Below are 8,915 nucleotides of genomic sequence, written 5' to 3' on the forward strand. Positions count from 1 at the left end.
GGCTCGAGGGCGAGGCGCTCGAGGCGATCCTGGCGCAGCGCGTGCCGCGCGAGGCGCTGCGGGCCACCCGCGCGGCGCGCCTCAAGTATCGCGATACCGATTCGACGCTGGAGGTGCCGTTCGGCGAGGCGCCGGAGATGGCCGCCGCCTTCGAGGCACTGCACCGCAAGCGCTACGGCTTCGCGATGCAGGACAAGCCGCTGGTGGTCGAATCGGTGGTGGTGGAGGCGATCGGCCTGAGCGAGCCGCCCACCCTGCACGGCGCCGCGCCGCGCAAGGCCAACCCGGCGGCCGCGGCCGGCAGCGAGGCCACCCTGTTTGCCGGCGCCCGCGCGCTGACGGTGCCGCTGCATGCGCGCCGCGATCTCGCGATCGGCGCGAGCCTGGCCGGCCCCGCGCTGATCACCGAGGAAATCTCGACCATCGTGCTGGCCGAGGGCTGGACCGCCTGCGTGCTGGAGGACGGCACGCTGCGCCTGGACCGCGTCGAGGCGGCCGGCGCGGCGCACGCGATCACCACCGCGCGCGACCCGGTGCACCTGGAGATCTTCAACAACCTGTTCATGTCGATCGCGCAGCAGATGGGCGTGACGCTGGAGAAGACCTCGTACTCGGTCAACATGAAGGAGCGGCTCGACTTCTCCTGCGCGATCTTCGATCGCGAGGGCGGGCTGATCGCGAACGCGCCGCATATCCCCGTGCATCTGGGCTCGATGAGCGACAGCGTGCAGAGCGTGATCCGCGAGCACGGCGCGAGCCTCGGGCGCGGCGACGTGTTCATGCTCAACGTGCCCTACAACGGCGGCACCCACCTGCCCGACATCACGGTGGTGATGCCGGTGCACGGCGCGGCGGGCGAGCTGCTGTTCTACGTGGCCGCGCGCGGCCATCACGGCGACGTCGGCGGCATCACGCCGGGCTCGATGCCGCCCGACAGCACCACCATCGAGGAAGAGGGCGTGCTGCTCGACAACGTGCGCATCGTCGCGGCGGGCCGCTTCCTGGAGGACGAGGTGCGCGCGCTGTTCGCCGCCGGCCCCTGGCCGAGCCGCAACATCGACCAGAACATCGCCGACCTGACCGCCCAGATCGCCGCCTGCGAATGCGGCGCGAGCGAGCTGCTGCGGGTGGCGGGGCGCTACGGCGCCGAGGTGGTGCTGGCCTACATGGGCCACGTGCAGGCCAATGCCGAGGAGGCGGTGCGCGCCGCGCTGCTGTCCCTGTCGGACGGCGAGTTCGCCTACGAGATGGACGACGGCGCGGTGATCCGCGTGCGCGTCACGATCGACCGCGAGCGGCGTGCCGCGCGCGTCGACTTCACCGGCACCAGCGCGCAGCGCGGCAGCAACTTCAACGCGCCGCGCTCGGTCTGCAAGGCGGCCGTGCTCTACGTGTTCCGCACCTTGCTGACCGACGCGATCCCGATGAACGAGGGTGTGCTGCGGCCCATCGAGATCGTGATCCCGCACGGCTCGATGCTCAACCCGGCCTACCCGGCCGCGGTGGTGGCCGGCAATGTGGAGGTCTCGCAATCGGTGACCGACGCGCTTTATGGCGCGCTTGCGGTGCTGGCGGGTTCTCAGGGTACGATGAACAACTTCACGTTCGGCGACGATGCCCAGCAGTACTACGAGACCATCGCCGGCGGTTCGGGCGCGGGCGGCACGCATCCGGGCACCTCGGCGGTACAGACGCACATGACGAATTCGCGGATGACCGACCCCGAGGTGATCGAGTGGCGCTTCCCGGTGCTGGTCGAGCAGCACGCGATCCGCGCCGGCAGCGGCGGCGCGGGGCGGCAGGCGGGCGGCGACGGCGCGGTGCGGCGGATCCGTTTCCTGCGCAGCCTGACCGCCAACATCCTCGCCAACCGCCGCCGCGTGCCGCCGTTCGGGCTGGCGGGCGGGGCGCCCGGCAGCGTCGGGCGCAACTGGATCGAGCGGGCCGGCGGCGCCGTCGAGCAGTTCGGCGCGACGCATACGACCACCGTCCACGCGGGCGACGTGTTCGTGATCGAGACGCCGGGCGGCGGCGGTTACGGCCGCGCGGAGTCGGCATGAGGGCGGGCATGACCGCGGCATGACGCCGAACGTGAACAGCGACAAACCAACAGGCGCACGGCAGCCGCGGCTCAGGCGGCGCACGTGCGCAGGCAAGGCGGTCCCGCCCGCGCGGCGGGGCCGTTCTCTTTCCCGGCAACAGGAGGCCCTTCCATGCAGTCAACCGTGAACCTGTACCCGCTGATCGGCGTCGTGCTGATCGTGGCGGGCTTCGTCCTGCGTTTCAACCCGATGCTGATCGTGATGGTGGCGGCGATCGTCACCGGCCTGGCCGCGCATTTCCCGCTCCAGCACGTGCTGGCCGCGATCGGCGCGGGTTTCGTCAAGACCCGTGTGATCGCACTGATCACCCTGCTGCCGCTGGCGGTGATCGGCCTGCTGGAGCGGCACGGCCTGCGCGAGCGGGCCCAGATCTGGATCGGCAACATCCGCGCGGCCACGCCGGGGCGCCTGCTGGTGGCCTACCTGCTGGTGCGCGAGCTGACCGCCGCGGTGGGCCTGACCGGGCTCGGCGGCCATCCGCAGATGGTTCGCCCGCTGGTCGCGCCGATGGCCGAAGGCGCCGCGCAATCGCGCTTCGGCCGCTTCGGCGAGGCGGTGCGCGAGCGGCTGCGCGCCTTCGCGGCCTCGGCCGACAACATCGGCCTGTTCTTCGGCGAGGACGTGTTCGTGGCCTTCGGCGCGATCGTGCTGATGGTCACCTTCCTGAAGGAGGCGGGCGTGATCGTCGAGCCGATGCACGTCGCGCTGTACGGCATCCCGACCGCGATCTCGGCCTTCCTGATCCACGGCTTCCGGCTCTGGCGCCTGGACGGCTGGCTGGCGCGCGAGGCCGCGGCCTTGCCCGCCTCGGCCCGCGAGTCGAGCGACGATGCGCGCGCGCAGGGAGAACAGGCATGATCGTCACGCTCGACTGGTTCTTCTGGCTGCTGGGCCTGCTGCTGATCGTGATCGGCGGCGTGATCGTCAGCGATCGCGAGCATCCCAGGCGCTTCCTGGCCGGCGCTTTCTGGATCGTCTACGGCATCGTGTTCCTGGCCGGCGACCGGCTGCCGCCCGAGGTGGTCGGCGCGCTGGTGGTGGCGATGGCGCTGGTGGCCGGCTTCGGCGGGGTGGTGGGCGCGAAACCCAAGGTGCCCGACGAGGCGACGCGGCGCGCGAGCGCGCTGCGCCTGGGCAATCGCCTGTTCCTGCCGGCCCTGACGATTCCGCTGGTGACCGTGATCGGCACCCTGCTGGCGCCGCACCTGGTGTTCGGCGGCACCGCCGTGCTCGATCCGAAGAACGCGACCCTGGTCTCGTTCGGGATCGGCTGCGTGATCGCCTTCGGCTTCGCCTGCCGGCTCACCGGCGATGGTCCGAAGCAGGGCGTGCTGGAGGCGCGTCGGCTGATCGACGCGGTGTCCTGGGCGGTGGTGCTGCCGCAGATGCTCGGCATGCTGGGCCTGGTGTTCGCCGATGCCGGCGTGGGCAAGGCCATCGCGCACCTGAGCACCGCCTATATCAGCCTCGACGCGCGCTTGCTGGCGGTGGCCGTGTACTGCATCGGCATGGCGCTGTTCGCGGCGATCATGGGCAACGGCTTCGCGGCCTTCCCGGTGATGACGGGCGGCATCGGCGTGCCGGTGCTGATCGGCGTGTTCCATGCCAACCCGGCGCCGCTGGCCGCGATCGGCATGTTCTCGGGTTATTGCGGCACCCTGCTCACGCCGATGGCCGCCAACTTCAACATCGTGCCGGCCGCGCTGCTCGAACTGCGCGACAAGTACGGCGTGATCCGCGCCCAGGCGCCGACCGCGCTGTGCCTGCTGGTGGTCAATATCTTCCTGCTGTACCTGCTGATGTAGGCGCCGCGCGTCGTCCATCCTCTTTCCTCTCCCGGCGCCCGCCGTCGAATCCGACGAGCGGGCGCGCTTCCCATTATTTGGCGGCGAGAACCGCGGCGAGAACCGCGATTCCGCTCGATTGCCCGCGATCGGGAAATGACGATCCGATAAACACGGTCGATCATCAAATAAACAGGCGATTGTCGATAAGGCGAATTTATTTTTCTTGTTCGACCGGTATTTCCCCGGCCGACACAATGAATTCGTGCTTCCGGCGATCGGCCAGCACGGGCCGGCACGGGGCATCTCTCGTCGGGCGGTTCTCCGGAACCGAATTCATCAAAGGGGGAAGGAATCGTGAAAATGTCATGGCTCGTGGCGTCGCTCGCCATCGTCAGCGTGTCGGCCAATGCGCAATTGCAGGGCGGCTATTTCCTGTGGTCGGATCAAGGCCAGACCAGGTGCATGTCGAACGCGCCGAATCTGGATTGGAAACTGGTCAGCGGTCCTTATTTCGACGGCGAATGCACGCGCGCGCTGCCCAAGCGGCCCGACCTGCCCCTGCCGGCGCAGCCGGCCAGCGCGGGAGGTGCGCAATGAAGCCCGCCCCGCTCGCTCGTCTCGCCGTGCTGGCCGCCGCCGCGCTGGCGCTGGCCGCCTGCAACGACGACAGCCCTTCCGTGGCCGCCTCCTCGGCCACCGCGGCGAATACCGCGGCAGCCGACCCGGCCGGGCCGCCCGCCGCGCTGATTCCGCCCAGCGGCGCCACCAATCCGCCGCCGGCGGCCGCCTATGCCGGCTGCATGGACGCCACCGTGGCCGGCTCCTACGAGGAGCAGCGCCTGGTGAACCTGCTGCCCGGCAATAGCACGCCATTCGCCGACCAGATCCTCGCGGCCTCGGGCTTCGACGGCTACGGCCCGCGCTTCAGCGCGCAGCTCTGCACCGATCGCGCGATCCGCTCGTTCGGCGATGCGGTGGCCACCGTCAAGATCGCCGGGCAGGCGCTGTGGCAGGCCGCCGTGGACCGCGTGCAGGGCCGCCACCTGAGCGGCACGCTGCCGCAAAGCGACGATCGCATGCTGTACTGGGCACGCCTGAAGATGACGCTGGCGCTGCGCCAGTGGGTGCCGCAGATCCCGCTGACGCTGCAGCAGCGTGCGCAGCTCCAGTGGGTGCTGGAGCGTGCCTCGCGCGGCCAGTACGCGATCGCCTTCCCGTCGGGCGCCGGCATCAAGCGCATCCTGATCAGCGGCTTCGATCCCTTCACGCTCGGCACGCCCGGCACGACAATCTCGTCGACCAATATCCGTATCGGCAATCCCTCGGGCGCCACCGCGCTGGCGCTGGACGGCCGCACGCTCACGCTGGCCGACGGCAGCCGGGCGGTGATCCAGACCTACCTGCTGCCGGTCGACTACGCGCCGTTCCGCGAAGGCATGCAGGAAACCACGCTGACGCCGTTCTTCACCGGGCCGGAGCATGTGAACGCCTCGATCACGATGAGCCAGGGCCGGGAAGGTATCTTCGATATCGAGAACTGGCACGGGCGTTATCACGCGGCCGCTTTCCCCGACAATCTCAATACCACCATCGGCGACCCATTCGGTGCCCAGTTGCTGCCCGGCATGCAGGATGCCGACATCTATCCGCCGCGAGCCGTGCTCGGCTACGATCCGCAGCCCTGGCAGCCGACCCTGCCCGAGCAGTTCACCACCACCACGCTGCCCTACGCGGCGATGATCGGGGCGAACAGCGGCGCGGCCATCACCGTGCCACGCACGTCGAAGCCGGGCGGCTACCAGGTGATCTGGCATACCGATCATTCGGAGCTGAGCGATTGCGGCGACGCCGGTACGCTGGCGGGCTTCACCGGATCGAACCGCTACCCGCCGCCGAGCGCTCCCACCGCGCCGGCCACCGGCACCTGCGCGATCGAGGGCGGCGGCGGCAACTACCTGTCGAACGAGAGCGGCTATCGCAACACCCTGCTGCGCGACACGCTGGCGCCGAACAGCGGGATCTTCGCGGGCCACCTGCATACGCCGGTCATGTCGCATTTCACGACGGGCGACGACGCGAAGCTGAGCGACGCGATGTTCGAGTCCTATCGCGACACGATCGTCGCGCAGGCTAGCAAGCTGGTCGCCGCGATCGCGCAGGCGGTCAAGTGAAGCGCGGCGGGTGGGGATGTTGCCGCTGTTCAGCGGGTTTTTTCTGAGGTATATGCTGGGACGGACCCGGCGGCGCACCCCACCGCGCCGCCGGCAGCGAAGGAGACGGACGTGAACCTGAAGTTCCTGGAGACCTTCATCTGGGTCGCGAAGCTGCGCAGTTTCAGCCTCGCGGCGGAAAAGCTGCATTCGACGCAGGCCGCCATCTCGAGCCGCATCTCGGTGCTCGAGCAGGAACTGGGCGCCAAGCTGCTCAAGCGCGACCCCAAGGGCGTGACGCTCACGCGCGAGGGCGAGCGCGTGCTGCGCCACGCCGAGCAGGTCAGCCAGTCGATGACACAGCTCTACGAATCGCTGCAGGGCGAGAAGTTCGCCTACGGCACGATCCGGATCGGCGCGATGGACAGCGCGATCCATTCCTGGTTCGTCGATTTCGTCGCCGACGTGATGGCGCATTACCCGAACCTCGATATCGAGGTGACCTCGGATACCGCGCTCAACCTCAACGAGCAGTTGCGGCGCGGCATGCTCGACATGGTGATCCAGACCGACATGCTGCGCGACGAGACGATCCGCAGCATCGAGGTGCTGGAGCTGTCGGTGGTGTGGATCGCGGCGGCCAACTCGCGCGTGATGGGCCTGCAGCCCGAGGACACGCCCACCTCGGCGCTGCGCCGGCTCGGCGCCGAGCGGCTGATCACCTATTCGCGCCACTCGCGCCCGCACCAGGACCTGCTGCGGCTGATGCAGTCCTACGGCATCGGCGAGGCGCGCGTGAGCTGCGTGAACTCGGTGGCCGCGATGATCCAGCTCACCCAGGCCGGCTTCGGGGTGGCCGCGATGCCGCCCGCGCTGGTGCCGGTGCCGCTCGAGAAGGGCACGCTGCGCCGGCTCGACGGCATCGAGGTGCCGCCGCCGCTGCCCTTCGTGATCGCCTGGCGCACCGGCTCCGAATGGACCGAGCGGCTGGTCGAGATCGCCGTGGAGACCGTGCGCAAGTACGGCGCGCGGCTCGGCGAGGATGCCGCGCGCATCGTCGTCTAGGCGGCGTTTCCCTTCTTTTCGTGTCTTCCGCGCGCGAGGCCGTGATGGTGTCGCGCGCCAGCGTTCGCCTGTCGCGCACCGCGCCAGCGGTATTCGAAATCCTTATGCGCGCGATTTAATTTTCAAGTTCGACCTGCCGAATCGGCCATAACAGAATCAGCCCTGCCCGGAGATCGTTGCCGCGCAAGCCGTGAACCGCAAACCACGGCGCGCGTTCGACACCGAGCAGGGGTTGCCGGCGGCGCATGGCCTCGCGCGATGCGCCGCCGGTTGGCGAAAGCCGCGGGGAAGATCGACGCGCGCGGCCTGGCGAATTGAAATCAATCAGGAAAACGAATGAAGAAGATCATCGGCGATATCGGCATCGGTATCGGGCTGGCGCTCGCCTGCGGGCTCGCGCATGCGCAATCGAGCGTCACCCTCTATGGCCTGATCGACGAGGCGATACGCTTCCAGAGCTCGGCCGCCGGCAATACGGTCGGCATCAACGAAGGCGCCGTCAACGGCAATCGCTTCGGCCTGAAGGGCGTGGAGGAACTGGGCGGCGGCACGCGCGCGATCTTCCAGCTCGAATCGGGCTTCAATATCGCCAACGGCAAGTCCGACCAGCAAGGGCAACTGTTCGGGCGCTTCGCCTGGGTCGGCCTGCAGAGCGATCGCTTCGGCACCGTCAAGCTGGGGCGCCAGTATGGCGGCATCTACAACTTCTATGCCTTCAACTTCGACCCGATCGGCGGCGGCAACATCAACGCGACCGACTGGTCGCTGTTCCTGGTGGGGATCCGCTTCGACAACACGCTGCAATACGAGAAGGATTTCGGGCCGGTCACGCTGCAGGTGCAGCATGCCTTCGGCGGCCAGCCCGGCAGCGCCGTGTCGGGCAGCACCAGCACCGCCTCGCTGATCTATCGCTTCGGCGGCGGCAAGCTCGGCATCGCCGGCGCGCAGTCGAAGGACGGCGGCGGCCACAAGCTGGTGGTCGGCTCGCTCGGCGGCACCTATGCCTGGGGGCCGCTCGCGCTCTACCTGTACGGCATCGACGCGCGCCGCGACGCCGGTTTCAACGTGGCGGCGGCCAATAGCGGCGGGCCGTTAGCCAATACCAGCATCGTCGGCAATGCCGCCACCGCGTCGGGCCCGCAGGGCAGCGCGCGCAACGACGCGTTCGTGCGGGTCGGCGCGTCCTGGCAGCTTGCGCCGCAATGGCGCGTGATCGGCTCCTATGCCTACGACCACGCGAACAATGTCGCGCCCGGCCGCAGCGGCACGACGCAGACCGTCTACGGCATCGTCGACTACCTGCTCAGCAAGCGCACCGACGTCTATCTCGAGGTGGACCACAGCCATCTGTCCGGCGCCTCGGTCAACGATCCGAACGGGCCGCTGAACTTCGCCGGCAAGGCCAACAACTTCGGGGCGAGCCTGAGCCTGCGCACGGTGTTCTGACGCAGGGCTCAGGGCGCGACGGCCGGCGCGGGCGCGGGCGCGGGCGGGCCGCCGGCCGCCACCAGCTTCGCGTAATCGCCGGCCGAGATGCCGCGAGCGTGGTTCAGGAAGGCCGCCAGTTGCCAGATCTCGTGGTCGTCGAAGCTCTTGCCGAAGGCCGGCATGGCCGTCATGCGCACGCCGTTGCGGATGGTCCAGAACATCAGGGGCGGCTTGTTGCGGCGCGCGGCGGCCAGCAGCGGCGGCGCGGAAGCCCGCCGCTTTGCCGTCGGGCTATGCCGGCATTCACGGCGGCATCGTGGAACTGCTTAATGGTGCGCGCCGGGCCGCGGCGCGCAGTGTCAATGCGCTGATGACGGCCAGTT

8 protein-coding genes are annotated in these 8,915 nt (G+C 69.2%); 7 read left to right on the forward strand and 1 reads right to left on the reverse strand.

Annotated features, from left to right (window positions below):
* From F3J18_RS33640 to F3J18_RS33670, 7 genes are all read left to right on the forward strand, one after another.
* Positions 1-2,060 (forward strand): hydantoinase B/oxoprolinase family protein (locus F3J18_RS33640; RefSeq protein ID WP_205195672.1); only part of this gene is annotated, 2,060 nt, incomplete at its 5' end.
* A 153-nt stretch (positions 2,061-2,213) separates the two neighbouring features.
* Positions 2,214-2,960 (forward strand): DUF969 domain-containing protein, encoded by a 747-nt coding sequence (locus tag F3J18_RS33645; protein WP_025099183.1) that lies wholly within the window; start codon positions 2,214-2,216, stop codon positions 2,958-2,960.
* Positions 2,957-3,907, forward strand: coding sequence for a DUF979 domain-containing protein (locus F3J18_RS33650; RefSeq protein ID WP_025099184.1), 951 nt, complete (start codon positions 2,957-2,959; stop codon positions 3,905-3,907). The genes F3J18_RS33645 and F3J18_RS33650 overlap by 4 nt, the downstream gene beginning before the upstream one ends.
* Before the next feature lie 342 nt (positions 3,908-4,249).
* Positions 4,250-4,486, forward strand: coding sequence for a hypothetical protein (locus F3J18_RS33655; protein ID WP_025099185.1), 237 nt, complete (start codon positions 4,250-4,252; stop codon positions 4,484-4,486).
* Positions 4,483-6,060: a hypothetical protein gene (locus F3J18_RS33660; protein WP_240156484.1), complete on the forward strand. Its 1,578-nt coding sequence runs from the start codon at positions 4,483-4,485 to the stop codon at positions 6,058-6,060. The genes F3J18_RS33655 and F3J18_RS33660 overlap by 4 nt, the downstream gene beginning before the upstream one ends.
* Before the next feature lie 111 nt (positions 6,061-6,171).
* Positions 6,172-7,104 (forward strand): LysR family transcriptional regulator, encoded by a 933-nt coding sequence (locus F3J18_RS33665; RefSeq protein WP_166916422.1) that lies wholly within the window; start codon positions 6,172-6,174, stop codon positions 7,102-7,104.
* A gap of 336 nt (positions 7,105-7,440) precedes the next feature.
* Positions 7,441-8,550 (forward strand): porin, encoded by a 1,110-nt coding sequence (locus tag F3J18_RS33670; RefSeq protein WP_166916424.1) that lies wholly within the window; start codon positions 7,441-7,443, stop codon positions 8,548-8,550.
* An 8-nt stretch (positions 8,551-8,558) separates the two neighbouring features.
* On the opposite strand, the gene F3J18_RS33675 is transcribed toward F3J18_RS33670, so the two are convergent.
* Entirely contained in the window at positions 8,559-8,753 is a 195-nt protein-coding gene (locus F3J18_RS33675; RefSeq protein WP_240156485.1) for a cytochrome c, read from the reverse strand.
* Positions 8,754-8,915 lie beyond the last annotated feature (162 nt).

It is taken from the genome of Burkholderia sp. Ax-1720 (assembly GCF_011753035.1).
Lineage (GTDB): Bacteria > Pseudomonadota > Gammaproteobacteria > Burkholderiales > Burkholderiaceae > Burkholderia > Burkholderia gladioli.

Coding starts and splice junctions, on each gene's coding strand:
- F3J18_RS33645 (WP_025099183.1), top strand. CDS start 2,214: ATGCAGTCAACCGTGAACCTGTACCCGCTGATCGGCGTCGTGCTGATC.
- F3J18_RS33650 (WP_025099184.1), top strand. CDS start 2,957: ATGATCGTCACGCTCGACTGGTTCTTCTGGCTGCTGGGCCTGCTGCTG.
- F3J18_RS33655 (WP_025099185.1), top strand. CDS start 4,250: ATGTCATGGCTCGTGGCGTCGCTCGCCATCGTCAGCGTGTCGGCCAAT.
- F3J18_RS33660 (WP_240156484.1), top strand. CDS start 4,483: ATGAAGCCCGCCCCGCTCGCTCGTCTCGCCGTGCTGGCCGCCGCCGCG.
- F3J18_RS33670 (WP_166916424.1), top strand. CDS start 7,441: ATGAAGAAGATCATCGGCGATATCGGCATCGGTATCGGGCTGGCGCTC.
- F3J18_RS33675 (WP_240156485.1), bottom strand. CDS start 8,753: ATGTTCTGGACCATCCGCAACGGCGTGCGCATGACGGCCATGCCGGCC.